We start from the raw sequence: 23,967 nt of genomic DNA, 5'->3' as shown, positions 1-23,967 counted from the left end.
GCGGGCCCCGCCACTGAGTGGCGGGGCCCGCTGCGTCCTGCTTCAGTCTGCCGACATCAGCAGCGGCCTTCGCAGTTGGCCGGCTTGTCGTTGGCGATGCGCCAGTCTTCCTCGTTGGCCAGGGTGGCCAATGGAGACAGCATCGCGAAGTCGAAGGGCGTCAGGCAGGTGTCGCGTTTCACGCGCTTGGGCCAGTCGTGATTGGCCAGTGCCGAACGCCCGATCGCGACCAGGTCGGCGTGCTCAAGCGCCGCCACTGCCTTCTCGGGGCTGTCCACGCCGCCATTGGTGATCAGCGTGATGTCTGACTCCAGTGCCTTGCGCGATTGGTCGGCAAGCGCCGTCAGGCTCAGCGAGCGCTCGTCAGCATTCGCTGCCTCGGGGAAGGCGGGTGCGGCGACATCGCCACCCGTCAGGTGCAGGAAGTCCAGGCCAGCCTCGATCAGATGCGAGAAGCGCGCACGAGCCGCGTCAGGTCCACCGGCCCAGCTGAGGTCCGGCTCGGTCACGGTGCCCTGCGACAGCCGCATGCCGAGTGGGAAGTCGTCGCCGACGGCCTCACGCACACTGCGGATCACCGCGAGCGGGAAGGCCAGCCGGGCAGTGGCATCGCCGCCCCAGGCATCGTCGCGCTGATTGAAGCGCTCACTGATGAACTGGTGGATCAGGTAGCCGTTGGCACCGTGCAGCTCGACCCCGTCAAAGCCAGCTTCCCTGGCCAGGCGAGCACTGGTGGCAAAGCCGGCGATGGCCTCGTGAATCTCCGATTCGCTGATCTCGCGAGCCAGCGGGAAGGGGCCGGAGCCGCCGTAGAAGCTGAGCATCTCGCCACTGGCCCGGCTCTCTGAGGGCGCGACCACCTCATCCTTGAAGCGGTTGTGCTGAGTCTGGGCGCCGGCATGCATCAACTGGGCGATGAGTCGGCCGCCTTGTTGATGCACGGCCTCGACCACCGGGCGCCAGCTGTCCTGCTGGGCCTGAGTGGCCAGTCCCGGCTGATTGGCGTAGCCCTGGCTGAAGGCCTCATCGGTGTACAGGCCCTCGGTGACCAACAACGAGAAATCGCCGCGCGCGAAATCGCGGTAGTAATCGACCATGTCGAAGTGGACCAGGCCATCCTCCTGGGCGCTGGTACGGGTCATCGGCGCGAGCACCAGGCGATTGCGAAGCTCAAGCTCGCCAAGCGTGTGGGCGGTGAACAGTGTCTTGGTGTCTGTCATGCGTAACTCTCCTGCGGAGATGACTCCGCTGTCGTATCCGGTCGTGGGACCTGCACTGACTGCGTACTGAACAAGACGGAAATCGATGCAGTGCTGGCGTCATGCAGACGCCGTGCAGTGGCCTTGAGGGATGATCGACGGATCATCTGTATGCGATATATCGTGCCTGCCGAGGTGGGGTGTCACAAGCGGGATCACTGGAAGGAGAGTGTTGTCGTTTCGACAACTTGATTGCGTAATTGCCTGAATATCAAGGGATTTTCGTAATCACTTCACGGTTGCTGCATATTGTGGCAACGGTGTACTGCTTTCCATGCACATGCCCTTCACCCACGCATGTGCATGCAACGAAACAGGCCCCGCAACCAAGGGTTGCGGGGCCTGTTTCATCCGCGGGAATCGTGTCTAGCGCGAGGGCTCAGTCCGGGCGATCACTTGCCGTCACATTGGGCAGTCTGCTTGCCGCCGGAAGGTGGGCAGCCGAACCAGTTCTCGGTCGGCTTGGCCTGGCCAGTATTGGCATGTCGTCCCCCCTGGCTTCCGATATCTCCGCCGTCGAGGCTTTTCTGTACCTGACGCTTGGCCTCATCCTTGGATTGCTGGCTGGCCTCGGGCTGCTGGTGCTGCTGGTAGTTCGCCCCATTGTCGCGGGAATCATCAGCGGTACGCGTGGAGTGGCTGGTGGTCGGCTCGCCGTTCGAGGAGTGCTGGGAGGCAGCGGCGCCACTGACTCCTGTCTCGGTATTCATCTCGTCGAAGGCATAGGCCGGGGACAGGCTCAGGCAGCCCAGCATCACGGTAGCGATGCCGACACCGTAGCGCGTCTTGCGTGAAGTGCCTGCTCGGAAGGGCGAAGGGGTCGTGAATGACATGTCGAGTGCTCCTTTGGGGAAACGGCGTGGAGCATGGGCCAGGCCATTCCGTGAGCATGTCAATGAGCGCTTGCTCGTTGTGCAAGAGACATCCAGCCGTTGCGCTGTACTGGACGCTGATGGAAGAGAGATCGGGGCAGATGACGAGAAATCAACTCTCGCTGACGTTCCTGCATCGCTGGCAGGTGAGGTGGCTGGCGTATCCGGTGGTCAGGGCGGTTATCTGGTGTCGGACCCTTGAAGTCGTCGCCTGGCATGACAATGTGATGGGGAGAGGGCAACGGCCCCCTGAGAGTTCACCCAGTCAAGGAGACACGCATGACGATCAAGAAAACCGGTTCCGCGCATTGGGAAGGTAGCGTCAAGCAGGGTAAAGGTACCGTCAGCAGTGAAAGCGGTGCCCTCAAGGATCAGCCCTATGGTTTCAATACGCGCTTCGAAGACGGCGCGGGTACCAATCCTGAAGAGCTGATCGGCGCAGCGCATGCCAGCTGCTTCTCCATGGCGCTGTCGATGATGCTGGGAGAGGCAGGCCATGAGCCGAGCGCCATCGATACTCGCGCGACCGTGCATCTGGACAAGGATGACAGCGGTTTCAGCGTCACCAGGATCGCGCTGGTGACCAAGGCCAAGGTGCCGGGCATCAGTGACGCGGACTTCCAGGCGACCGCCGAGAAGGCCAAGGCCGGCTGCCCGATCTCCAAGCTGTTCACTGCCGAGATCACCCTTGAGGCGTCTCTCGACAGCTGAGACGCTCGCCAGCTGCCCTCGGCTCTTTCGGGTGAGGCAGCTATGGCGTGAAGGCGCATCACCTCAGCAGGGGGGTGCGCCAATGAAAAAACCGCCCTGAGGGGCGGTTTTTTGCGTGGTATCTCTCTTTCCATTTCTCTCTAGCCCTATCTCCATCCGCTTCCATTCCGGTCAGCGTTCGTCGGGCCTTTTCGCATCATCTGGCTCATCGGGTGGCAGTTCCTCTTCGCTGATCGCCCCGGCATGTTGCATGGCGTTGCGGCGGGATTGCAGACGCGTCAGAGGGGTACGGCTGGGCGTGCGGTACCAGCGGATGTTCTCGCGTGAGCATTGCTCGAGTTCCGCGATCACCTGAGCGCCAAGCAGCAGGATGATGGCGCCAACCTCCAGGCCCAGCAGCAACACGATCAAGGTGGCCAGCGAGCCATAGATGGCACCCACGAAGGACAGGTGAGTGAAGTACCAGCTCAGCGCCAGACGTGTCAGCTCCCACAGGGTCGCCGCGACCAGCCCGCCGACCAGTGCACGGCGAGTGGAGACGCGTGTCTGGGGCAGGATCTTGTAGATGGCGCTGAACAGCCCGAACATGCCGACGATGCTGATCAGGTAGATCACTTCACTGCCCGCCTCGCCGAGGGTCACCTCGATACCGGTCAGCAGGGTCAGGGCATCATTCATCGCCGAGGCCAGTGCCACCAGCAGGGTCAGTGCCAGCAGGCCGGCCCCCAGTACCATCACGAAGGCATAGGGCAGCAGGGCCGAGATCCAGGCACTGCGTTTGCGAATCACCGGGTGCTGATGAAAGATCAGCGCGATGGCATCCTCCAGCATGCGAAAGGCCAGCCCGGCGAAGAACAGCAAGCCCCCCATCCCGATCCAGCTGATCACGTCACGGTTGTCCAGCAACTTGCGCACGGCATCCAGCAGCACGTCTTCCTGCCCGGGTCCCAGATGCTGGACCTGGATGGCGATGATGCTCATCAGACGTGACTCATCGACCAGATGCGTCAGCAATACGCAGCTCAGGGCGAACAACGGCACGCTGGAGAGCAGGATGTTGTAGCCCACACCCCCCGCCAGCAGCACGCCACGATTGGCGATGAACTGGCCCAGCACCCGCCAGGCGAAAGCGATCAGGCGGGGGAGAAAGCGCAGCAGTCGCGCGCGCCAGGTATCGTCAGCCGTGTCCGGCATCAATGGCCTCCTGGAGAGTCGGTGGACTGGCAAGGCGTCACGAGGTGCCGCCCTTGAGTGCCCGTCGGCTGCGGCTTTCGGCGCGATGTGCCAGCAGGGTCGAGGTCGAATAGAGCGCCAGCCCTGACCAGATCAACACGAAGGTGAGCAGCATCGAGGGCTGCAAGGTCTCGTGGAATACCAGCAACGCGATGGCGAACTGCATGCTCGGATTGATGTACATCAGAAAGCCGACGGTGGCGAGGCGCAGGCGGCGTGCCGCGCCGGCAAAGGCCAGCAGCGGAAGCGCCGTCAGGATACCGCTGGACATCAGCAGCACGCTGGCGGGCAGCTCCAGCGGGCCGATGCCCGTGGCCAGAAAGCGTGACTCGCCTGCCTGCCACAGACCCGCGATCAACAGCAGGGCGAGGGGCGCCAGCATCAGCGTCTCGACGAACAGCCCCGACAGGCCATCCAGCGCGACACGCTTGCGCAGCAGCCCGTAGGTGCCGAAGGACAGCGCCAGCGAGAGTGTGATCCAGGGCAGCTCGGAGAGATTGAGAAACTGCAGGCTCAGGCCCAGCGCCGCCAGCCCCAGCGCCACGCCCTGCAGGCGAGTCAGGCGCTCCTTGAGCACCAGCATGCCCAGTGCCACGTTGACCAATGGCGTCAGGAAGTAGCCGAGGCTTGCCTGCAGCACTTCATGCTGCTCCACCGCGAAGATGTAGATCCCCCAGTTGGCCGCGATCAACAAGGCGCACGCCAGCCCCGGCCATAGTTGCCGTGGCCTGGACAATGCGCTGCGAATCGGTGACCAGCGCTTCAGCAGGCTGATCAGGAGGATGAGAAACACGCAGCTCCACAGGATGCGGTGCAGCAACACCTCCCAGGCGGGGATGCCGGAAAACAGCGCGAAGTACAGCGGAAAGCAGCCCCACATGGCATAGGCCGTCAGGCCGTAGCCGGCCCCCTTGAGGCCTTCGCGACGGGCCAGGGCTGCCGCTTCATCACTTTCTGGCGTGCTCTGCGCCTGGCTCATCGCGAGTCACTCTCGCCATCCTGAGCCAGTGGCTTGCCCGCGATGTAGTAGCCCGAGGGGCTCAGCGCGAGGAAGAAGGTCTCGGCCTCGGGGTAGCCGGCTTCGCGCATTGCCTGGTGGATGGCCTCGCCACAGACGTCACGGACCTGCTGGCCGCGTTCGAACCACAGCACCTCGACGAAGGGAAAGGCATCCACCGTCTGGCCGTCGAAGACATATTGCGTGCTGATGCACTCCAGCGTGAACTCATCGCGCGGCGTCGCCGTGGCCTCACTGAGCTGGTCGACAAGCGTGCGCGAGACGGGGGCGAGACGGGCGGGGGTAACGCCATGGAAGCGAAGCTGAGGCATGCAGGGCTCCTGGAGCACGAATGAGTGGGGGTGACAGCGCGCGTGGGCGACAAGCGGACCGAGGTCCATGCGCCGAGCTTCATCAGCCGGCGCTGACGGAGCCGGCATCAAGCCCCGCGCAACATCAGCATAAGGGGAAGCGATGGCCTGCGTCGCGCCTTCAGGCCGCGGCAGCATGTCGATGGTCAATATATCATCGGCGACTCATGCACACATCCGCTGGCTGAGCCGCGCGGAGTTGTGGGCCAGTTCCCGCATTGCCTCTCACATCTGAGCGCCACAGACGGTAGAATGGGCGCATTCATGCTCGCGATGGCATGCAGGCCTCACACCCTCCATCACCCGCAAGGCGTGTCCCGGGAGGGCGGCATGAGGGCAAGATGACCGAGGATCAGGGAGACGGCATGACAGTGACGAATCCATCAGCAACGTGGGAAGACGCAGGCAAGTTGCGTGTCAGCCTGGTGCAGGCCGATCTGCGCTGGGAAGACCCGGCAGAGAACTGTCGCCTGCTGGGCGAGCAGCTGGACGCCGCTGGCCTGACGACCGGCCCTGACGGCCACAATGCCCTGACCGACCTCATCGTGCTGCCCGAGATGTTCGCCACCGGCTTCACCATGAATTCCCGTGAGATGGCCGAGCCGATGGAGACCAGCGAGAGTGTCGCCTGGCTCAAGGCGCAGGCTGTCGCGCGAGGTTGCGTGATGACGGGCAGCATTGCGGTACTCGAGGGAGACGAGTGCTACAACCGCATGCTGTGGGCCACGCCGAGTGGTGAGCTGAGACATTACGACAAGCGCCATCTGTTTCGCATGGCAGGCGAGCATGAGCGTTATGGCATGGGCAATGAGCGGGTGATCGTCGAGCTCAACGGCTTCCGGATCCAGCTGTCCGTCTGCTATGACCTGCGCTTCCCGACCTGGCTGCGTCAACGCCCCGTGATTGGCGGCATGAGCGCGGCGGAGTGTGCCACCGGCAGCGCCTTCGAATATGACCTGCTGCTGTGCGTGGCCAATTGGCCGGGCGTGCGGCGTCACCCGTGGCGCACCCTGCTGCAGGCACGCGCCATCGAGAATCTGGCCTATGTGGTGGGCGTCAACCGAGTGGGTGACGATGCCAACGGGCTGCACTATACCGGCGATTCCATGGTCTGCGATTTCAAGGGCGAGCCCATCCTCGACCCCGCGCCAGACCAGCCCTTCATCGAGACGGTGACGCTTGAACGCGGCGCCCTCGACGAGTTTCGAACCAAGTTTCCGGCGTGGATGGACGCCGATCATTTCACTCTGGAGGCCTGATGCGCCTGGACAAATTCCTTACCGAAACCACGGATCTCAGCCGCAGCGATGCCAAGAAGGTCGTGCATCGCGGCGATGTCACCGTGGATGGTGAGGTAGTCAAGAACACCGCGCGTGCCGTCAAGGATGGCATGCGCGTCGAATGGAACGGCGAGCACCTGGAACTGATGGGCCTGCGCTATCTGATGCTCCACAAGCCGGCCAATGTCGAATGCACCACCAAGCCGGGCCTGTACGAGCGCGCGCACGACCTGATCGAGCTGCCCAATGTCGAGCGCCTGAGCATCGTCGGGCGTCTCGATGTCGACACCACCGGTCTGGTGTTGATGACGGATGACGGCCAGTGGAACCACCGCGTCACCTCACCCAAGAAAGCCTGTGCCAAGCGTTATCGCGTGACCCTGGCGCGCCCGCTGGAAGGGGATGAGCTGGCGCGTGCGGTGGAAGATTTCGAACACGGCCTGATGCTGGATGGCGAAGAGAAGCCGACGCGTCCGGCACGCCTGGAGATGGAAACGGCCACCGTGGGTCTGCTGTGGATCACCGAAGGCCGCTATCACCAGGTCAAGCGCATGTTCGCGGCCATCGGCAATCATGTCGAAGCCCTGCACCGTGAAGCCATCGGCGACGTGGAGCTGGACCCGGAGCTGGAACCTGGCGAATGTCGCTTCCTGCGTCCGGAAGAGATCGCCAGCTTCTGATTGTCAGCGTCTGATTGTTAGCTTCTGATCATCAGCGCCATATCGTCATGAAAAGCTCCCGTCATTTTTCCTCAATGGCGGGGGCTTTTTCATGTGCGTCGTTGGCCGCTGAACCTTGTATCGATCCAACGATCGCGCTTAAGGTAAGCGTTGTCTGCTCGTATTGTGATTTCTTTGCGGGAAGTGCGTTTTGCAGAAGTGAAATTTATACTGAGATCGTCTTCAATCAAACGCTTGTTTCCAGTATTTTCATGACAATGGCGTCTCCATAACAACAACGAGGAAAATCCACTATGTCGTCCCCCTTCACCAAGTCCCACCTGATGAAACCCCTGCCGCTGCGCATGGCGCTGGCGGGCAGTGGCCTACTGCTGGCGACCCTCTCGGCACCGGCAAGCGCCGCGGAAGAGGCCAGTGTGGTATTCGCGGCGCCGCCGTGGCCGGGCGTGACCATGAAGACCGAAATCGCCTCCGAGATCTTCGAGGCGCTGGGCTATTCCCCCACCACGCGTCAGCTGGGCGCGCAGATCACCTATGAGGGCATCTCGCTCGGGGAAGTGGATGTCTACCTGGCCGCCTGGCTCCCGGGGCAGAGCACCATGTACAACGCGGCGATGGAAAAAGGCGCCATGGTCGATCTGGGCAACAACGTGAACGGCGCGCGAGCCAATTTCGCCGTACCGCGTTATGTGGCCGAAGCCGGCGTCACCTCACTGAACGATGTCGACAAGCCGGAATTCGCCGACAAGTTCGACAAGACCATCTACTCCATCGAGATCGGCTCGGGCTCCAGCGAGATCGCCAACCGTGCCGTCGACGAAGACATCTACGGCCTGGGTGACTGGGACCTCAAGGAATCCTCCACCGCCGGCATGCTGGGGACGGTGGCCAATGCCATCAAGCGCGATGAGTGGGTCATGTTCGTCGGCTGGACCCCGCACTGGATGGGGGTCGAATACGACATGGTCTTCCTGGAGGACCCCAAGGACCTGTGGGGCCCGGGTGGCGGCGCCAGTGATGTGAAGACATTGGCCAACAAGAAATGGTCCGAAGCGCACCCCAACGCCTCCGTCTTCCTGGACCAGATCGCCTTCACCTCCGAGGAGCAGAGCGAGCTGATCTATGGCTTTGGCAAGGAAGAGCGCCCGCAGGAAGAGGTGGCTGGCACCTGGATGAAGGCCAATCCCGCCAAGGTAAAGGGCTGGCTGGAAGGCGTGACCACTCGAGATGGCGAACCCGCCTGGCCTGCCGTGCAGAAGGCGCTTGGCCTGCCGGACGCCTGACGTGTCGATCCCGAACCTGTCACTTCCGTCTGCACGGCTGAACACTCGGTCTTGAAACTCGGTCTTGAAACTCGGTCTTGAAACTCGGCGATATTGGATGACACAGCCTGCGTGGCGATACTGGATGACACAGTCTGCGTGGCTGTTGTCGCCGGCAATGTCTGATCAGAACCCCGCTCCTGGAGCGGGGTTCTCGCGTTTCTGGCACCTTCTCACTGCCCGTCGAGCCCCATCGCGGCATCGTCATGCAAATCTTGCATGGAAAATCAAAATAAAGAATTGGTCGGACCTGTTCGCGCTGTATCACCATGGCCCCGCATTCTGCGTCGCCTCAACGCGCAGCAAACAACAATGACAAGCAGGGTTTACCTCATGGCTGATACTGATTCGTTCGCCGAGCGCGATTCGCGCACCTCTGGTCCTATCGCGCGCTTGCTGTCCCCGTGGACAGGCTTGCCGCTCTGGAAACAGATCTTCATTGCACTGGTGCTGGGCCTTGGGCTGGGCATCCTGCTCAACCAGACCGGACGTGCCGATATCGCCGCCGACATCAAGCCGCTGGGGGATCTGTTCATCCGCGCGATCAAGATGCTGATCGTGCCGCTGGTCTTCGTCTCGCTGGTCACCGGCGTGGCATCGCTCGACAACCTTTCCCGCCTGGGGCGACTGAGTCTCAAGACACTGGGGCTGTATCTGGGCATGACGGCGGTGGCGATCACCATCGGCCTGGGGCTGGCGGCTCTCTTCCAGCCGGGCGTGGGTATCGACCTGGGCAGCGCCGCCGGTGTCGAGGTGCGGGAAGCGCCGACCGCCGTCGAGACATTGCTTGGCCTGGTGCCGACCAATGCCGTCGAGGCCTTCGCCGAGGGCAATGTGCTGCAGATCATCGTCTTCGCGATCCTGTTCGGCCTCTCCATCACGCTGGTCGGGGAGAAGGCGCGTCCGGTGCGCGTGTTCTTCGAGTCCGCCGCGGAAATCATCTATCGAATGACCAGCATCGTCATCGCCTTCACGCCCTACGGTGTCTTCGCGCTGATGGCCTGGGTCGCCGGGACCTACGGGCTGGCGATGCTCGCGCCGCTGGCCAAGGTGATCGCCATCGTCTATCTGGGCTGCATCGTGCACGCCGTGGTGGTGTATGGCGGCCTGCTGCGCTTCGTCGCGCACCTCAATCCCGTGCGGTATTTCCAGGGCAGTGTCGAGCCGATCATGCTCGCCTTCACCAGCACCTCAAGCTCCGGCACCCTGCCGGTGACCATGATGGCCGCCGAGCAGAACCTGGGCGTCAAGCGCAGCGTCTCGAGCTTCGTGCTGCCGCTGGGCGCGACCATCAACATGGATGGCACCGCGCTGTATCAGGGTGTCTGCGCGCTGTTCATCGCCCAGGCCTACGGTGTCGATCTGGGCATGACCGAGTACGTCACCATCATCATGACCGCCACTCTGGGCTCCATCGGCACGGCGGGCGTGCCGGGGGCGGGGCTGATCATGCTGTCGCTGGTGCTGACCTCCGTCGGCTTGCCGCTGGAAGGGGTCGCCATCATCGCCGGGATCGACCGTGTGCTCGACATGGCACGTACCGGGCTGAACGTGGCCGGCGACTGCGCCGTGAGCTGTCTGGTCGCCAAGAGCGAGAAGGCACTCGATGAAGAGGTCTTCAACACCCCGCACGTGATGCGCTCGACCTTGAGCTGAGCGTCGCGCTGATGGAGGGAAGTGGCCTTCACTTCCCACTGACCGGCAGCCAGGAGGCGCTGCCGGTCGTCCTTCCCCAGGAATCTGTCGCCCTCAGGCCGACAGGCATGTCAAAGATGGTCAGGAGAATCGCGCCATGGAAGCGTCTGCCACACGGCTTTCTGTCAATCGGCTTTCTGCTGCTGGACTCGCTGCTGGCGGGCCCCGCAACGCGCCGGACACCGTCACCCGCTACGGTGTGGTCGGCGGGCTCGGAGCGCTGGGCAGCGCGGATGTATTGCTCAAGACCGTGCGAGCGGCCCAGTACTGCAAGCCCCCGCGCCGAGTGGACATCGCCTTCGAACAACGTCACTTCGAGGATGGCCCCGGCATCGCGGAAGAGGGCTATGACCCGCTGCGCCGCAAGTTCTATGTCTACAACGTGCTCAAGGACATGCAGGGCAAGGTCGAGAATGCGCTGGTGCCATGCTTTCTCTCGCATACCTTCCTGGCCGAGATCACCCCGGAAATCAGCGTGAACGTGGTGGATATCTTCGAGGCACTGCAGGACCGCATTCGCCGCGAGTACCCTGACGTTCGCAAGATCGGTGTGCTGACCTCAAGCTACGTTCGCGCCTCTGGCATCTTCACGCGTCGTCTGTCCGGGCCCGTATCCGAGCCCATGTCCCGGCCGGAAGGTGCCGAGCCCGGCGCGGAGCTCGAGGTGCTCTACCCGGAGGCGCGCGTGCAGCGTGAGGCGTTGATGGAGGCCATCTATGGCCCGACCGGCATCAAGAGCGGCCATCATGGCGGTGAATGTCTGCAGCAGCTGATGGAAGCCTGCGATGATCTCATTCGTCAGGGTGCGGAGATCATCGTGCCGGGCCTGAGCGAGATCCCGGTGATGATGGCCTCGCTGCAGCCTCTGATTCCGGTGCCGTTGCTGGATTCCAATCGAATCTACGCCGAGTACGCGCTGGGACATGATCGCGAGCAGGAAGGGCGGCAGTTCAAGCTGGGCGTGCTAGGCGGGGTCGGGCCCGCCGCGACGGTGGACTTCATGCGCAAGGTGGTGGGACTGACACGCGCCGAGCGCGATCAGGATCACCTCAAGATGGTGGTGGAGCAGAATCCGCAGATTCCCGATCGTACCGCCAATCTGATTGGCAACGGGGAAGACCCGAGCATCCCGATGCTCGCCACCTGTCAGCGACTGGAAGCGGATGGTGCCAATGCCATCGCGATTCCCTGCAATACCGCGCATGCCTTCGTGGCGCGTATCCAGCCCTATATCAACATCCCCATCGTCAACATGCTCGATGCGGTGGTGGAGGATATCGCCGCGCGGGAGACGCCCGTATCGCGTGTCGGCCTGCTCGCGACCAGTGGCACCGTGGCCAGTCGGGTCTACCACGACATCCTCGAGGCCTCGGGGCGTGAGACGCTGGTGCCGGACGCCTCCCATCAGGCTTGCGTGATGGACGCCATCTACGGACAGCAGGGCGTCAAGGCGGGTCACACCTCAGGCGAATGCAGTCTGATGCTGGAAGCCGCCATCGAGCATCTGCTAGCACAGGGGGCAGAGGTGGTCATTCTGGGCTGTACGGAGCTGCCGCTGATCGAACTGCCGACCGCGCTGCGTGAGCGCGTGGCCTTGCTGGACCCCTCGGAGATACTGGCACGCCGCTGCATCGCCCTGGCGCAATAGCCCGATGACCTCGTGCCGATGACCTCGTGCTAAAGACGTCGAGGTGGAGAATGTGGCGCTGTGAAAACAGCGAGGGAAACAGATAGCACTGACTACGCGGAAGGAAGGAAGGAAGGAAGGAAGGAATGAGGGCATGCAAGAGGACAGGAAGACCAGCCACGCTATACTGCGGCGCTACATGCCTCACTCCAGGAAATCGCTGTGGAAATGAACTGGCTGGAAGACTTCCTCACGCTGGCCGTCACGCGCAATTTCTCGCGCGCGGCTGAGTTGCGCAACGTGACTCAGCCGGCCTTCAGCCGCCGGATACGCAATCTGGAATACTGGGTGGGCGCGACCCTGATCGATCGCAGCCTGTTTCCGGTAGGGCTGACACCGGCCGGCGAGTCCTTCCAGCGGACGGCGCAGGATGCGCTCTCGGTATTGCGGGTCGGGCGGGAAGAAGCACTGGGCTTCGTGCCCAAGATCGAAGAGGTGGTGTCGATTTCCGCCTCCCACACGCTGGCGGTCAGCTTCTTCGTCGACTGGCATGAACAACTCCAGACCCGACTGGGCAAGCTCAAGGCGCGTATCGTGCCGGACCACGTCGCCGGCTGTGTCGATGCGCTGATCAGCGGCAACTGTGATCTGATGCTCGCCTACAACAGCCCACTGCTGCCGACGCTCACCGACATGGTGCGCTATCCCTCCATCGTGCTGGAGTCCGAGCGTCTGGTGCCGGTGAGTGCAGTGGATGAGGCAGGGCAGGCGTTGTTCTCGCTGGAAAGCGACACTCCGCAACCGTACCTCTGCTACTCCAGTGACAGCTATCTCGGGCGACTCACCGCGCTGATCCTCAATCGGGAATCCCTCTCGGCACGCCTCAACTTCTGCTATGAATGCTCGATGTCAGACGTGCTCAAGCGCGGGGCCCTGGCCGGTAGCGGCATCGCCTGGGTACCGGAGCGCGCCGTACGGGATGAACTCAACGCCAGTCGCCTGCGCATCGTCGGGGATGAACGCCATACCGCTCCTCTGGATATCTGCCTGTTTCGGCATGCCGAGCACGAACAACAGGTCGCGGAGCGTATCTGGCAAGCCTGTCTGGACACGCAAGCCAGCCGCACAGCCACCTCCGCCACTCAAGGGTGACCTCTCGCCCATAACGTCAGTGGCGGTGAGCGTCTCCCGCCCACCGCCACTGGTCTTCGCTCTCATCCATCATCTCGCCAGGCTCGCGCAAGGGTATCGCAGACTCACGACAGGCGCCGTGAATTGGCCGTCGTGCGCTTGTGCAGCGGCTTGATGAACTGCGTACCCGTCGTCCACCACGGCACGACCTTGCCACCCGACATCGCGTTCATCCACGCCTTCTGCATCACGAACCACATCTCCCAGCTGGCGGCGATCTTCTCCGACACCATCTTCTGGTTCTCCGCGATCATCTTCGGATCCAGCGGCGACTGCGTCCCCCACAACTGCGTGCGCGACATGATGGTCGACATCGCCGTCGACCACATCTCCACCGATGTCGTCCCCAGCTTCCAGACATCGAACATCGCAGCAGGTGTCGTCGGGACCAACTCAGACCAGGCAGGTTGTTGAGTCATTGTGCTCTCCACGTAAAGGAACCTCATGACAGTCTTACGCCTGTTGATGCTGCAGTGCAACATTAGTTTTTTATATCCCTGAATGTGAGCGCGAGGCAGAGCCTCCCTTATCACCAGTTTCTCTTTAAATCAGTGGGTTAGTGATATCGTGGGTTAGAAAAAGCGGAATTTTCCGTGCCTGGGCGGAAATTTCCCGTGGGGTTGGGAAAAGTGGATTTTCAGGATTTGTTGGCAATGTCTTACGTAGGTGTATGAATTTCCTGAAGCTCGGTATCAGTTCAGTCGGACAATGTATGTAAGAGTTTACGCACGGCGCGGAAATTTTCTGTTTGGAACAAGGCCGCCGGCAAAATCCATTGAAGGTCAAGCACTGGATATTGAGACAGCGTACCGTTCAAGCGACGCAGCGAGTCGCATTGGACTGACGTTCTATACTCGCAAGCGCATTGATTAAGCTATTATTAGATTTCACGAAACTTAAATATTCAATTTTTCGGTTGTTAACTAACTCAGCATAGCGTTGGGGCCTACGGTTTCTAAACGGAGCTTGCACTACTGCAGCGCCGTGCGGCAGCCATGTAGATCATTTTATAGTGGAATTTATTTGAAAGTCTCATTAGGGTCTGTAAATAAAGTGACCTCAAACGAAATGGAGTTCGTTAATGAGTTACTACCGTTATTGGGGGAAAGCCAAGTCAGAAGACAAAGGCGTTCCCTATCACCTCCTGCCGTACCATAGCCTCGATGTAGCAGCTGTAGGCTGGCACCTTCTGTCGCCTGAGCGGGCTCTGACGCAACGTATGGCTGTTCAATTACAAATGGCGCCCTCAGCGTTGCAACGTTTTTCTGTCTTCCTTTTAGGGCTTCATGATTTAGGTAAGTTTTCGCGGACTTTTCAGGGGCTTGCCCAGTCACAGGGTAGTGGGCTGGTGCCTGCTTTGCCTCGATTCACCTATAGTGAGCGCCACGACCGGCTAGGGGCTCTTCTGTGGCAAGAGCGTTGGATGAACTGGTTGGAGGCCGGCACGCTCAGGTGGCCCGGCGGGATGCCGGAGCGCCAGCGGCGGCGCCGATTGACAGAGACGCTTCCTGTCTTGTTGTCCCCCATGTTTGGCCATCACGGTCAGCCGGTAGCGGGCACATCGCTAGAACTTTCGCGTTTCTTCGGTTCCGATGACTGTGCTGACGATGTTGTCGTGGCGCAAGAATTCGTTGCCGACTGGGCGCGTCTTGTCGATGTCGAGTGGCCTGTTGAAAAATTGTTCTCGGCTGAGTGGCTTCAGACTTTTCAATCGCTGAGCTGGACCATCGCCGGTTGGGTGACGCTCAGTGATTGGTTGGGATCGAATCAGGCGTATTTCCGTTATTGCGTCAGTGAGATGCCGCTTGTGGACTATTGGAGGGACTATGCTCAGCCGCGAGCTCAGCAAGTACTACGCGATACCGGGTTTGAGCAAGTACTCAAGCCGTTGCCATATGCAGGCCTGTCTTCCTGGTTTGATGGGCAGTCGGTTACGCCGACCCCATTACAGCATGAGGCCGAGACATTGAGGCTATCTCCGGGGCCACAACTATTTATTCTCGAAGATATCACCGGGGCAGGAAAGACCGAAACTGCCTGTATTCTGACCCAGCGACTACTGGCAGCCGGACATGGCGAAGGGCTCTACTTTGCTTTACCCACCATGGCGACCTCCAATGCCATGTATTCTCGTCTCGGTGCTCTCCACCGCCGTTTCTATCGCGCGGGTTCCTGCCCATCTTTCGTGCTGGCGCACGGTGCCAGCAAGTTGAATGAAGAGTTTGCTCTGGCCATCGACCAGCCGCAGCCGGGTGATCGCAATTATGAGGAGAGCGAGGCCACAGCGACGGCTCAGTGCAACCGCTGGCTCGCTGATTCGCGCAAGAAGGCCCTATTGGCCGATGTCGGGGTAGGCACCATCGACCAAGTACTGATGGGGTTGCTGCCGTTTCGTCATCAGTCGCTGCGCCTGTATGGATTGGCCCGCAAAGTACTGATCATCGATGAAGTCCATGCCTACGATCACTATATGCAGACGCTGCTCGGCAAGCTATTGAGTTATCACGCCCAGCAGGGAGGTAGCGCCATTCTCCTGACGGCCACGTTACCTCAGGCCATGCGCAATGATTTGTGTATGGCTTGGCGGATAGGACTCGGTCTCGACCCTCAGCCGCTGATGATGCATGACTTCCCACTGCTGACGCAGGTATCGGAAGCTCCCCTTTGCGAAGTTGCCTTGACGGCAAGGGCTGAAGTGTCTCGTGCCGTCGGTGTTGATTGGCTCACCGAGGAAGATCAGGCCATCGAGGCAATCATGTCAGCCGTTGAGGCTGGTAAGTGTGTTGCCTGGGTGCGCAATACCGTCAATGACGCCATTCGCGCCTTTGAGGCTGTTAGTGAGCGCCACCCGGCGCCGGAGCGCTGCCTATTGTTCCACAGCCGTTTTGCCATGTGTGACCGCCAGCGTATCGAGTCTGATGTCATCGCGCGGCTGGGCAAGACCTCCACAGACAATGTGCGTCGTGGTCAAGTGTTGATCAGTACGCAGGTCTTTCAGGAATCCCTCGACTGTGATGTCGATTTGATGATCAGTGATCTGGCCCCGATCGATTTGCTGATTCAACGCGCTGGTCGCCTGCAGCGTCACGTTCGCGGAGTCCGATGCCCGCCTGTCCTCAAGATACTTGCACCCGAGTGGTCAGAAACTCCCGATGAGCACTGGCTGAAACGCACCTTGGAGGGGACTCATTTTGTCTATCGCGACGCCTCCCTGCTATGGCTCACCCAACGAGTCCTGCGTGAGCAGGGCGAAATTCGTATGCCTGAAAAAGCCAGAACCCTGATCGAAAGCGTCTATGGCGACGTCGCCGGTCATGTCCCCGACGGACTGCAGGGGGCACGCTGGGAGCAGCGCGGCATGCAGAACGTGGCCGGCTCGATGGCGAATTTCAACGCCCTGGCACTGAAGGATGGCTATGTAGGGAGCCGTCATCAGTGGCAGGAGGAGCAAGAGATTGGAACCCGATTGGTCGATGAGCCGACCCTCAATGTCGCGTTACTGATATTTAACAGCGATGGCACTTTGAGGCTACTGGCAGGCAGTGAGCGGCATACCGACATGCTGAGCCAGATCAAGTTGCGCCTGAGCCAAGCTGACAAACTGGCCAGCCTGCCGCCTCGCTACACGACTCAATGGGAGGCCCTGCAGGACCGTTATAAAGCGCTGCGCTTCGTACAGCCTTGGCTGGCAGAAATGGATGCCGAGAATGTGTATGGGCCAAGTCGTGGCTTAGAGTTTGGCTCAACGTCGGCCACATATTCAAAACACCTTGTTGGAGGGGATGTATGAATCTGCTGAAAGATCCTTGGCTGCCCTTTCGTACTCGGGGGGGAAGTATTGCCTATCGCTCCCCCTCGGCTATTTCCGATCCGAATATTGTTGATCTGGCCTTGCCACGGGCGGACTTCCAAGGCGCAGCCTACCAGTTCCTGATCGGTCTGTTGCAGACGGTGTACCCGCCGCAGGATTACGGTGAGTGGGTGGATCGCAGTATCGAGCCTCCTGGCGGCGAGGCGCTGGACGAGGCATTCGTGCCTTTCGCGCAGGCCTTCGAGTTTCAAGGTGATGGTCCGCGTTTCATGCAAGATCTCGATCCGCTCGCGGATGCCAAACCAGTGTCGGTTGCAAAGCTGTTGATCGATTCTCCGAGTGTAAACGGCCTTGAGAAGAATAAAGATCATTTCGTCAAACGAGGCCGTGTCGTGGCGATCTGTGAGGATTGTGCGGCATTGGCGCTGTTCACCATGCAGGTTAATGGTCCATTTGATGGACGTGGCACTCGCGTTGGGCTGAGGGGCGGTGGCCCATTGACCACACTGATTGTGCCTGACCAAGCGGGCGCCAGTCTTTGGCAACGGTTGTGGCTGAATGTGATGCCTATTGAAGCGTTTTCCGCTAAAGCCCCTATTCGCGATCGATGTCCCGATGATGACACTCTTTTCCCTTGGGTAGGGGCCACCCGTGCCAGCGGCAAGAACGGCAATGAAGTTCTGCCGGAACAGATGCATCCCATGTATGCATACTGGGCTATGCCAAGGCGCATCAGGCTGGAGGTTGGCGATGATGAAGGCTGCTGTGACCTTTGTGGTCGCAAGGTGTTGCAACGGGTGAGTGAGATCCGCACCAAGAGTTATGGAGCCAAATATGATGGCCCCTGGCAGCATCCTCTGACGCCATACCGTCGCAACCCCCAAAAGCCCAATGAGCTACCGCTTTCCACTAAAGGTCGGGCCGACGGATTGGGCTATAGGCACTGGTCGAACCTTGTACTCAGCGATGAGGAAGGTAGCGGTGCCCTGCCAGCGGGCGTGATGCATGACTATTTCAGTCATAAAGTGGATTTCGTTGCGCAGGAGCTGCGTGCCGGTGAGGACATCGATGCGTTGTTGAAGCCCCGGCTATGGATTTTCGGCTACGACATGGATCAAGCAAAACTACGGGGCTGGTGCAGTGAGGAACTGCCACTGGTCGTGGTGCCGGCAGAGCAACAGGCGCGATTACGCACTTGGGTGCAGACGTTCATTGAGCTTGCGCGCCAGACGGCCGAGACGACGCGTAAGCAGGTCAAGAATGCCTGGTTCTCGCGGCATGCCGATGCCAAGGGGGACCTGACATCCGTCGATAGTCAGTTCTATGAAGCCACCCAAGCGGCGTTCTTTCGTGCTTTGCGAGATATGCAGCTGGCACTTCAGCAGGGCGAAGGGCCTCATATGCCATCTCAGGTAGCTCGGGCTTGGTATCACGCACTGCGTAAAGAAGCACTGACACTATTCGAAGCTCAGGCCCTGAACGGCCCATTCTCTGAGCTGGACATGAAACGGGTGACGCGGGCACGCCGTCAGCTTCTGTCATGGCTGAGTGGTCGCAGTAACAGTAAGGGCAGCAAGATCGTTTCCCAGTTCGCCAAAGATGGCGGCTTTACTTTGACAGAAGCTCAAGGAAACGCACCAACCGAGGAGGCAGTGCCATGATCCAGATGGAGATGCATGAGGTGGCCGAAAAGCCGTCGCGGGAGAAAATGGTCCCGGAGCGGTTGTTGGCGCTGTCACCCGATGAAGGCTTCAAGGTGCGGCTCTGGTGGCAGCGTTTGACATTACCCCCGCAAAACTTGGCTACCTACACCAAGGCACCACCTTGGCCGAAAGGGATGCGCGCACGGCTTCGGCGTTGTGAAACAGTCGAAGCTGCCATGCTAAGCGATGGCTTCCGTCAACTGTGGCAGCAGCTGCCTGAGCAGTCATCCCATTATCGTGATGAGCGCTTGCAGCTGTGGATCTGCATTGCGCTAGTGCTCGCGGAGGTGCGGAGTGAAACGCCCAGCGTTTCGCTGGGTAGTCGTCTGGGGCAAGAAAAGAATGGCACCGGAAAGCCTCGCATGGGCGAGCTGCGTTTTCAGCAATTGATGGACTGCCATTCTCCACAAGAGCTGGTACAGCGGCTGCGCCGTGCGCTGGCGCTGATCGACAAGTGCGATATCAGCGTGGTGCATCTGGCGGACAACATCGCCCTCTGGTGGCGTGAGTACCGTGGCCAGCCGGCGACTCAGCCCACGAAACGGCTGGGGTTCGTGTGGGCCAGCGATTACTTCGAAGCATTGGCGCAGTACCAGCGCGATCGCGCTTGACCGATTTTCCATTGCCGACATGACGAAAAGGATTTTGACCATGAGCCATTTCATTCAGCTTCACCTTCTGACCTCCTATCCGCCTGCCAACCTTAATCGTGATGACCTGGGCCGGCCCAAGACCGCCATCATGGGCGGCGCCAAACGCCTGAGAGTGTCGTCACAAAGCCTCAAGCGCACCTGGCGTACCTCGGCGTTATTCGAAGAAGCGCTTGGCCAACACCGTGGACAGCGTACCAAGCGAGTGGGTATTGAAGCCCATGTCAGCTTGCTCGAAAAAGGTGTCAAGGAGAAAGACGCCAAAGCTTGGGCAACTGAGATTGCCAAAGTATTCGGTGATGTCGCCAAGAATGAGTTGGCGACGAGCCAGTTGGTGCATATTGGGCCCGAGGAGCAAGCCGCGGTGGATGCTCTGATCGAGACACTGGCAGCTGAGAACCGTGCACCCGACAAAGCCGATCTCGATCTTTTGCGTCACAAGCCGGCCGCCGCTGACATTGCTCTTTTTGGTCGCATGCTGGCAGCGGTCCCCGCCTATAACGTCGAAGCAGCCTGTCAGGTTGCACACGCGATCACCGTGCATGCTGCGGAAGTGGAAGACGATTATTTCACTGCCGTGGACGATCTCAATACTGGCGACGAGCATCGCGGCGCCGCGCATGTGGGCGAAGCCGGCTTCGGTGCGGGCCTGTTCTACACCTATATCTGTATCGATCGTCGGCAGCTGGTCGACAACCTTCAGGGCAACAGCGAGCTGGCTGAGCGTGCCATCGCGGCGTTAGTAGAGTCCGCCGTGCTTACCTCACCCAAGGGCAAGCAGAATAGTTTTGGCTCTCGTGCTCATGCCAGTTACGTTCTCGCTGAGCAGGGCGATCAGCAGCCGCGCTCCCTTTCTGCTGCGTTTCTGCGTCCGATTGTTGGGCAGGATCAGTCACTGGAAGCCATCGCTCGCCTGGAGCGACAGGCCAAGGCTTTTGATACCGCTTACGGCCCGGGGGCCAAGCGGCGCTTCGTAGTATCCGCCGAGCCGGATTATTCCACCCCCGATCTGGATGGCGAGGTGCATACCGGCAGCCTCGCATCGCTGATCGAGTTTCTGCATGTTGCTCATTAAGGAGCTGATATGACGGAGTATCTGGTTTTTCGGCTTTATGCACCGCTCGCCAGTTGGGGGAGGGCTACCGCGGGCGGAACGCGACTCACCGCTACACATCCCGGGCGCGGCGCTATCATCGGATTGCTCGGTGCCGCATTGGGTATCCGCCGCGATGACAATGCAGGCCAGCAGGCACTTGGCGAAAGCGTTTGCGTTGCCGTCAAGCAGCGCTCGCCCGGCTTCTTGCTGAGGGATTATCACACCGCACAAGTGCCCTCGGCTCAAGCCAAGGTGACCTATCGCACTCGGCGCGATGAGCTCAGCGCACCAGGCAAAGCCATTAACACGATTCTGTCCAGTCGAGATTATCGCTGTGATGGCCTTTGGACCGTCGCGATATCGGCTACAGCATCGGCGACGATATCGCTTGAGGTTATGGAAAAGGCGCTAGAGCGTCCATATTTTCCGCTCTTTCTGGGGCGCAAGTCATGCCCTTTGGCCGCTCCTGTCGCAGCTCGTAGGGTGCCTGCCGAGACATTGCGGGCTGCCCTCGATAGCGACTTCGAGCACATCCTTCCTGGTGAGAAGCATCTTCTGCAGCTGCCGGATGAAGTGATGTACTACTGGGAGGGTAGCGCCAAGTGTCTCGACGGTGATGATCACCGCGTGGAGTGCAATGATGTCTGGGATCAACCTTTGAGCCGGGACCGTTGGCAGTTTGGACCACGCGTCGAATATCGGCGCTTCGTGCGCGACACCGATGCCAAGGAGCAGCACTGATGTATCTCTCACGTGTACGGGTCGACCTCAATGGTCTTTCCCGAGAAAGCTTGTTCGATATATTGGGCGGCGGAGCTTATGCCGCTCATCAATTGCTCTGGCAACTTTTCCCTGAACATGAGGGCGTTCGTCCTTTCCTTTTTCGTCAGGAAATGGAAGAAAGCGATATCGCACAGAATAAGGCGCCTAAGGGATTACCGTTATTCTATGTACTTTCCGATCGTCAGCCAGCAGCGTCTCAAGGACTGTTGGATGTGCACTGCAAGTCTTTCGAGCCGAATCTGTCGGTAGGTGATCAACTGGCCTTTCGGCTGCGCGCCAATCCCACAGTTGCCCGGCGTGTGGAAGGCGCCAAACACTCGCTACGCAGCGATGTATTGATGGCAGCCAAGAAGCTGTTTCCGCCTGAACAGCGCACGAGTGAGTCATGTGTACAGGCGATGGACCAAGCGGCTCGTGACTGGCTCAAAATCCGTGCTGACAATGGTGGTTTTCGCTTGGTGATGGACCCGGAAGTGAGTAGCTATCGCCAACATGTTATTCAAAAGCCTGGCCGCCGTGATGCCATTCGTTTTTCCAGTGTTGATTACGAAGGGCTGCTGGAGGTTACCGATCCGGGGAGGCTGATCGAGACTATTTCTCAAGGGCTGGGGCGCGCCAAGGCTTTTGGCTGCGGACTACCGCTGGTGCGTCGTCCCTAATCCATTGACCTGAAGGATCGACGCCAAGGAGGCCGCGATGAGTTTTATTCCACTCAAGCCAATTCCTGTGAAAGATCGCATGTCGATGATTTTTGTTGGCATGGGGCAGGTCGACGTTCGGGATGGGGCTTTCGTCGTCATTGATGAAGTGAACGGCGAGCGCATGCATATTCCTGTCGGCTCAGTGACCTGCTTGCTGCTTGAACCTGGGACGCGAGTGTCGCACGCCGCTATAAAATTAGCGGCGACTGTGGGGACTCTTCTGATTTGGGTGGGTGAGGCTGGTGCGCGCCTCTACAGCGCAGGTCAGCCTGGAGGTGCACGTTCCGATAAGTTGCTTTATCAGGCAAAACTCGCATTGGATGACTCATTGCGTTTGAAAGTCGTCCGCAAGATGTTTGAACTACGTTTTGGCGAGCCCCCTCCCTCGAGACGCAGTATTGAGCAGTTGCGTGGCATGGAAGGTGCTCGGGTTCGCAAGACTTATCAAATGCTGGCCAAACAGTATGGCGTGAAGTGGCATGGGCGGCGATATGACCCGATGCAATGGAAATCATCAGACGTGGCCAATCAATGTCTATCTGCCGCCACTGCTTGTTTGTATGGCATCACTGAAGCCGCGATTCTTGCCGCAGGCTATGCACCCTCCATCGGTTTTCTACATACCGGTAAGCCCCAAAGCTTTGTTTACGACATTGCTGATATCGTCAAATTCGAGACCGTCGTTCCTGCGGCCTTTCGTATAGCCGCACATCAACCCGCGACCCCTGAGCGAGAGGTGCGCATCGCATGCCGTGATGCCTTTAAGAAAAGTCGCATCTTGCAGAGGTTGATTCCTATGATCGAAGATGTTTTGGCGGCAGGCGATATTGAACCACCATCACCAGCCCCGGAAGCCATGTTGCCAGCCATTCCGGAACCAGTCTCTGTGGGTGATCAGGGGCACAGGAGTAAGTGACATGGCCATGCTGGTAGTGGTGACTGAAGCCGTACCACCGCGTCTACGCGGTAGGCTAGCGATTTGGCTGCTGGAGATTCGTGCTGGTGTCTATATCGGTGATGTGAGTCAACGCATCCGCGAAATGATCTGGGAGCAAGTTGATGCGTTGGCTGAAGATGGCAACGTCGCTATAGCCTGGTCCAGTAATCATGAATCAGGTTATGAATTTCAGACCTATGGTGGCAATCGGCGCGAACCCATCGATCATGACGGTTTGCGCTTGGTACGCTTTTATCCGATGAATCCAACTGATTGATTTTATTCGACTTTTCAAAATCGTATTGCTCAAGAAATGAGTAAAATTGCTGGTGGATTTTCCGGTGGCGATTTTTCTTCTATTAAACAATTACTTATGATTAGTCCGATCCCCGCAGGCGCGGGGCTCAACCGGCGACACACCAGACACCAATAATGGCACCTGACCGATCCCCGCAGGCGCGGGGCTCAACCGCATGGGACTGTTACGCATCCTGCCCCGGCGCACCGATCCCCGCAGGCGCGGGGCTCAACCGCTAGCGAACCGGAGTGCTGCCAATGGAAAGGCCCGATCCCCGCAGGCGCGGGGCTCAACCGGTCGCCTGGGGCCTGAAGGTCATGACGGAGGACCGATCCCCGCAGGCGCGGGGCTCAACCGTACAACATCAGCTTGTACACGATGGACGGCCACCGATCCCCGCAGGCGCGGGGCTCAACCGGATGAGCTTGGGAAGCTGAAGGATATCGCGGACCGATCCCCGCAGGCGCGGGGCTCAACCGGAAGATGGAACCTATGAATTCGATGTTGAGAGCCGATCCCCGCAGGCGCGGGGCTCAACCGCGCGAGCCCGAATCGAGGCGCTGCGAGAGGGACCGATCCCCGCAGGCGCGGGGCTCAACCGATGATCAGGTACCGGAGCTGGTTCATACCGCCCCGATCCCCGCAGGCGCGGGGCTCAACCGCTCGCGCCATCCGTCGTCAGACGCCAGTTGCACCGATCCCCGCAGGCGCGGGGCTCAACCGGACGAGGAGACCCCGGAGTGCCGGAGC

21 protein-coding genes and 1 CRISPR repeat array (1 of these 22 running past the window's edge) are annotated in these 23,967 nt (G+C 60.0%); of the genes, 15 read left to right on the top strand and 6 right to left on the bottom strand.

Annotation, left to right across the window (positions count from 1 at the left end):
* Positions 1-56: 56 nt before the first annotated feature.
* Entirely contained in the window at positions 57-1,220 is a 1,164-nt protein-coding gene (locus QD172_RS10060; protein ID WP_077372832.1) for an NADH:flavin oxidoreductase, read from the bottom strand.
* A gap of 431 nt (positions 1,221-1,651) precedes the next feature.
* The gene (locus QD172_RS10055) at positions 1,652-2,092 is read right to left on the bottom strand and encodes a hypothetical protein (RefSeq protein WP_279855693.1); all 441 of its coding nucleotides are present in this window, start codon (positions 2,090-2,092) and stop codon (positions 1,652-1,654) included.
* Between the two features lie 318 nt (positions 2,093-2,410).
* On the opposite strand from QD172_RS10055, the gene QD172_RS10050 reads away from it, so the two are divergent.
* Positions 2,411-2,842, top strand: a complete 432-nt coding sequence (locus QD172_RS10050) for an OsmC family protein (protein ID WP_077372838.1) — start codon at positions 2,411-2,413, stop codon at positions 2,840-2,842.
* A 171-nt stretch (positions 2,843-3,013) separates the two neighbouring features.
* On the opposite strand, the gene QD172_RS10045 is transcribed toward QD172_RS10050, so the two are convergent.
* The 3 genes from QD172_RS10045 to QD172_RS10035 are packed head-to-tail and all read right to left on the bottom strand — an operon-like array spanning position 3,014 to position 5,404.
* Positions 3,014-4,036: a YihY/virulence factor BrkB family protein gene (locus QD172_RS10045; protein ID WP_077372841.1), complete on the bottom strand. Its 1,023-nt coding sequence runs from the start codon at positions 4,034-4,036 to the stop codon at positions 3,014-3,016.
* A gap of 37 nt (positions 4,037-4,073) precedes the next feature.
* Positions 4,074-5,054 (bottom strand): EamA family transporter RarD, encoded by a 981-nt coding sequence (rarD, locus tag QD172_RS10040; RefSeq protein ID WP_279855692.1) that lies wholly within the window; start codon positions 5,052-5,054, stop codon positions 4,074-4,076.
* Complete coding sequence (locus tag QD172_RS10035) at positions 5,051-5,404, bottom strand: DUF1904 family protein (protein ID WP_169477152.1); 354 nt, start codon at positions 5,402-5,404, stop codon at positions 5,051-5,053. The genes rarD and QD172_RS10035 overlap by 4 nt, the downstream gene beginning before the upstream one ends.
* Before the next feature lie 404 nt (positions 5,405-5,808).
* Here QD172_RS10035 and QD172_RS10030 point away from each other — a divergent pair, with 404 nt between their 5' ends.
* The 6 genes from QD172_RS10030 to QD172_RS10005 all read left to right on the top strand — a co-directional run bounded on the left by QD172_RS10030 (position 5,809) and on the right by QD172_RS10005 (position 13,199).
* Positions 5,809-6,702, top strand: coding sequence for a nitrilase family protein (locus QD172_RS10030; RefSeq protein WP_141391867.1), 894 nt, complete (start codon positions 5,809-5,811; stop codon positions 6,700-6,702).
* Positions 6,702-7,403, top strand: a complete 702-nt coding sequence (locus tag QD172_RS10025) for a pseudouridine synthase (RefSeq protein ID WP_077372850.1) — start codon at positions 6,702-6,704, stop codon at positions 7,401-7,403. Before QD172_RS10030 ends, QD172_RS10025 begins: the two co-directional genes overlap by 1 nt.
* A 293-nt stretch (positions 7,404-7,696) precedes the next feature.
* The gene (locus tag QD172_RS10020) at positions 7,697-8,686 is read left to right on the top strand and encodes an ABC transporter substrate-binding protein (RefSeq protein WP_279855691.1); all 990 of its coding nucleotides are present in this window, start codon (positions 7,697-7,699) and stop codon (positions 8,684-8,686) included.
* 372 nt (positions 8,687-9,058) lie between these two features.
* Positions 9,059-10,381, top strand: a complete 1,323-nt coding sequence (locus tag QD172_RS10015) for a dicarboxylate/amino acid:cation symporter (RefSeq protein WP_279855689.1) — start codon at positions 9,059-9,061, stop codon at positions 10,379-10,381.
* Positions 10,382-10,517: 136 nt separating this feature from the next.
* On the top strand, positions 10,518-12,068 hold the full coding sequence (locus tag QD172_RS10010) for an amino acid racemase (RefSeq protein WP_279855688.1): 1,551 nt from the start codon (positions 10,518-10,520) through the stop codon (positions 12,066-12,068).
* Between the two features lie 207 nt (positions 12,069-12,275).
* On the top strand, positions 12,276-13,199 hold the full coding sequence (locus QD172_RS10005) for a LysR substrate-binding domain-containing protein (protein ID WP_254696598.1): 924 nt from the start codon (positions 12,276-12,278) through the stop codon (positions 13,197-13,199).
* A 104-nt stretch (positions 13,200-13,303) separates the two neighbouring features.
* On the opposite strand, the gene QD172_RS10000 is transcribed toward QD172_RS10005, so the two are convergent.
* A complete protein-coding gene (locus QD172_RS10000) occupies positions 13,304-13,657 on the bottom strand; it encodes a hypothetical protein (RefSeq protein ID WP_240499551.1) in 354 nt (117 codons plus the stop codon).
* Between the two features lie 662 nt (positions 13,658-14,319).
* On the opposite strand from QD172_RS10000, the gene cas3 reads away from it, so the two are divergent.
* From cas3 to cas2e, 8 genes are read left to right on the top strand one after another with little or no spacing between them, the layout of a single operon-like run.
* Positions 14,320-17,028: a CRISPR-associated helicase Cas3' gene (cas3, locus tag QD172_RS09995; RefSeq protein WP_279855687.1), complete on the top strand. Its 2,709-nt coding sequence runs from the start codon at positions 14,320-14,322 to the stop codon at positions 17,026-17,028.
* A complete protein-coding gene (gene casA, locus QD172_RS09990; protein ID WP_279855686.1) occupies positions 17,025-18,710 on the top strand; it encodes a type I-E CRISPR-associated protein Cse1/CasA in 1,686 nt (561 codons plus the stop codon). The genes cas3 and casA overlap by 4 nt, the downstream gene beginning before the upstream one ends.
* Positions 18,707-19,363 carry a type I-E CRISPR-associated protein Cse2/CasB gene (casB, locus tag QD172_RS09985; RefSeq protein WP_279855685.1) on the top strand — a complete coding sequence of 219 codons (657 nt, stop codon included), beginning with the start codon at positions 18,707-18,709 and terminating at the stop codon, positions 19,361-19,363. The genes casA and casB overlap by 4 nt, the downstream gene beginning before the upstream one ends.
* 40 nt (positions 19,364-19,403) lie before the next feature.
* Positions 19,404-20,477 carry a type I-E CRISPR-associated protein Cas7/Cse4/CasC gene (gene cas7e / locus QD172_RS09980; RefSeq protein WP_279855684.1) on the top strand — a complete coding sequence of 358 codons (1,074 nt, stop codon included), beginning with the start codon at positions 19,404-19,406 and terminating at the stop codon, positions 20,475-20,477.
* A 9-nt stretch (positions 20,478-20,486) separates the two neighbouring features.
* Positions 20,487-21,239, top strand: a complete 753-nt coding sequence (gene cas5e, locus QD172_RS09975; RefSeq protein WP_279855683.1) for a type I-E CRISPR-associated protein Cas5/CasD — start codon at positions 20,487-20,489, stop codon at positions 21,237-21,239.
* Positions 21,239-21,940 (top strand): type I-E CRISPR-associated protein Cas6/Cse3/CasE, encoded by a 702-nt coding sequence (gene cas6e, locus QD172_RS09970; protein ID WP_279855682.1) that lies wholly within the window; start codon positions 21,239-21,241, stop codon positions 21,938-21,940. Before cas5e ends, cas6e begins: the two co-directional genes overlap by 1 nt.
* A gap of 37 nt (positions 21,941-21,977) precedes the next feature.
* Entirely contained in the window at positions 21,978-22,898 is a 921-nt protein-coding gene (gene cas1e, locus QD172_RS09965; RefSeq protein ID WP_279855681.1) for a type I-E CRISPR-associated endonuclease Cas1e, read from the top strand.
* 1 nt (position 22,899) lies between these two features.
* Complete coding sequence (cas2e, locus tag QD172_RS09960) at positions 22,900-23,196, top strand: type I-E CRISPR-associated endoribonuclease Cas2e (protein WP_279855680.1); 297 nt, start codon at positions 22,900-22,902, stop codon at positions 23,194-23,196.
* 105 nt (positions 23,197-23,301) lie between these two features.
* Positions 23,302-23,967: direct repeats of the CRISPR family, unit length 28 nt; unit sequence CCGATCCCCGCAGGCGCGGGGCTCAACC (it continues 3,390 nt past the right edge of the window).

The sequence above is a fragment of the Cobetia sp. 10Alg 146 genome (assembly GCF_029846385.1).
Classification (GTDB): domain Bacteria; phylum Pseudomonadota; class Gammaproteobacteria; order Pseudomonadales; family Halomonadaceae; genus Cobetia; species Cobetia marina.
The sequence above is the reverse complement of the archived record's forward strand: the minus strand, read 5'-3'. Positions and strand labels throughout refer to the sequence as shown.

Excerpts from the sequence above, each read along its gene's own strand:
- QD172_RS10060 (WP_077372832.1), bottom strand. The coding sequence starts at position 1,220 with ATGACAGACACCAAGACACTGTTCACCGCCCACACGCTTGGCGAGCTT.
- QD172_RS10055 (WP_279855693.1), bottom strand. The coding sequence starts at position 2,092 with ATGTCATTCACGACCCCTTCGCCCTTCCGAGCAGGCACTTCACGCAAG.
- QD172_RS10050 (WP_077372838.1), top strand. The coding sequence starts at position 2,411 with ATGACGATCAAGAAAACCGGTTCCGCGCATTGGGAAGGTAGCGTCAAG.
- QD172_RS10045 (WP_077372841.1), bottom strand. The coding sequence starts at position 4,036 with ATGCCGGACACGGCTGACGATACCTGGCGCGCGCGACTGCTGCGCTTT.
- rarD (WP_279855692.1), bottom strand. The coding sequence starts at position 5,054 with ATGAGCCAGGCGCAGAGCACGCCAGAAAGTGATGAAGCGGCAGCCCTG.
- QD172_RS10035 (WP_169477152.1), bottom strand. The coding sequence starts at position 5,404 with ATGCCTCAGCTTCGCTTCCATGGCGTTACCCCCGCCCGTCTCGCCCCC.
- QD172_RS10030 (WP_141391867.1), top strand. The coding sequence starts at position 5,809 with ATGACAGTGACGAATCCATCAGCAACGTGGGAAGACGCAGGCAAGTTG.
- QD172_RS10025 (WP_077372850.1), top strand. The coding sequence starts at position 6,702 with ATGCGCCTGGACAAATTCCTTACCGAAACCACGGATCTCAGCCGCAGC.
- QD172_RS10020 (WP_279855691.1), top strand. The coding sequence starts at position 7,697 with ATGTCGTCCCCCTTCACCAAGTCCCACCTGATGAAACCCCTGCCGCTG.
- QD172_RS10015 (WP_279855689.1), top strand. The coding sequence starts at position 9,059 with ATGGCTGATACTGATTCGTTCGCCGAGCGCGATTCGCGCACCTCTGGT.
- QD172_RS10010 (WP_279855688.1), top strand. The coding sequence starts at position 10,518 with ATGGAAGCGTCTGCCACACGGCTTTCTGTCAATCGGCTTTCTGCTGCT.
- QD172_RS10005 (WP_254696598.1), top strand. The coding sequence starts at position 12,276 with ATGAACTGGCTGGAAGACTTCCTCACGCTGGCCGTCACGCGCAATTTC.
- QD172_RS10000 (WP_240499551.1), bottom strand. The coding sequence starts at position 13,657 with ATGACTCAACAACCTGCCTGGTCTGAGTTGGTCCCGACGACACCTGCT.
- cas3 (WP_279855687.1), top strand. The coding sequence starts at position 14,320 with ATGAGTTACTACCGTTATTGGGGGAAAGCCAAGTCAGAAGACAAAGGC.
- casA (WP_279855686.1), top strand. The coding sequence starts at position 17,025 with ATGAATCTGCTGAAAGATCCTTGGCTGCCCTTTCGTACTCGGGGGGGA.
- casB (WP_279855685.1), top strand. The coding sequence starts at position 18,707 with ATGATCCAGATGGAGATGCATGAGGTGGCCGAAAAGCCGTCGCGGGAG.
- cas7e (WP_279855684.1), top strand. The coding sequence starts at position 19,404 with ATGAGCCATTTCATTCAGCTTCACCTTCTGACCTCCTATCCGCCTGCC.
- cas5e (WP_279855683.1), top strand. The coding sequence starts at position 20,487 with ATGACGGAGTATCTGGTTTTTCGGCTTTATGCACCGCTCGCCAGTTGG.
- cas6e (WP_279855682.1), top strand. The coding sequence starts at position 21,239 with ATGTATCTCTCACGTGTACGGGTCGACCTCAATGGTCTTTCCCGAGAA.
- cas1e (WP_279855681.1), top strand. The coding sequence starts at position 21,978 with ATGAGTTTTATTCCACTCAAGCCAATTCCTGTGAAAGATCGCATGTCG.
- cas2e (WP_279855680.1), top strand. The coding sequence starts at position 22,900 with ATGGCCATGCTGGTAGTGGTGACTGAAGCCGTACCACCGCGTCTACGC.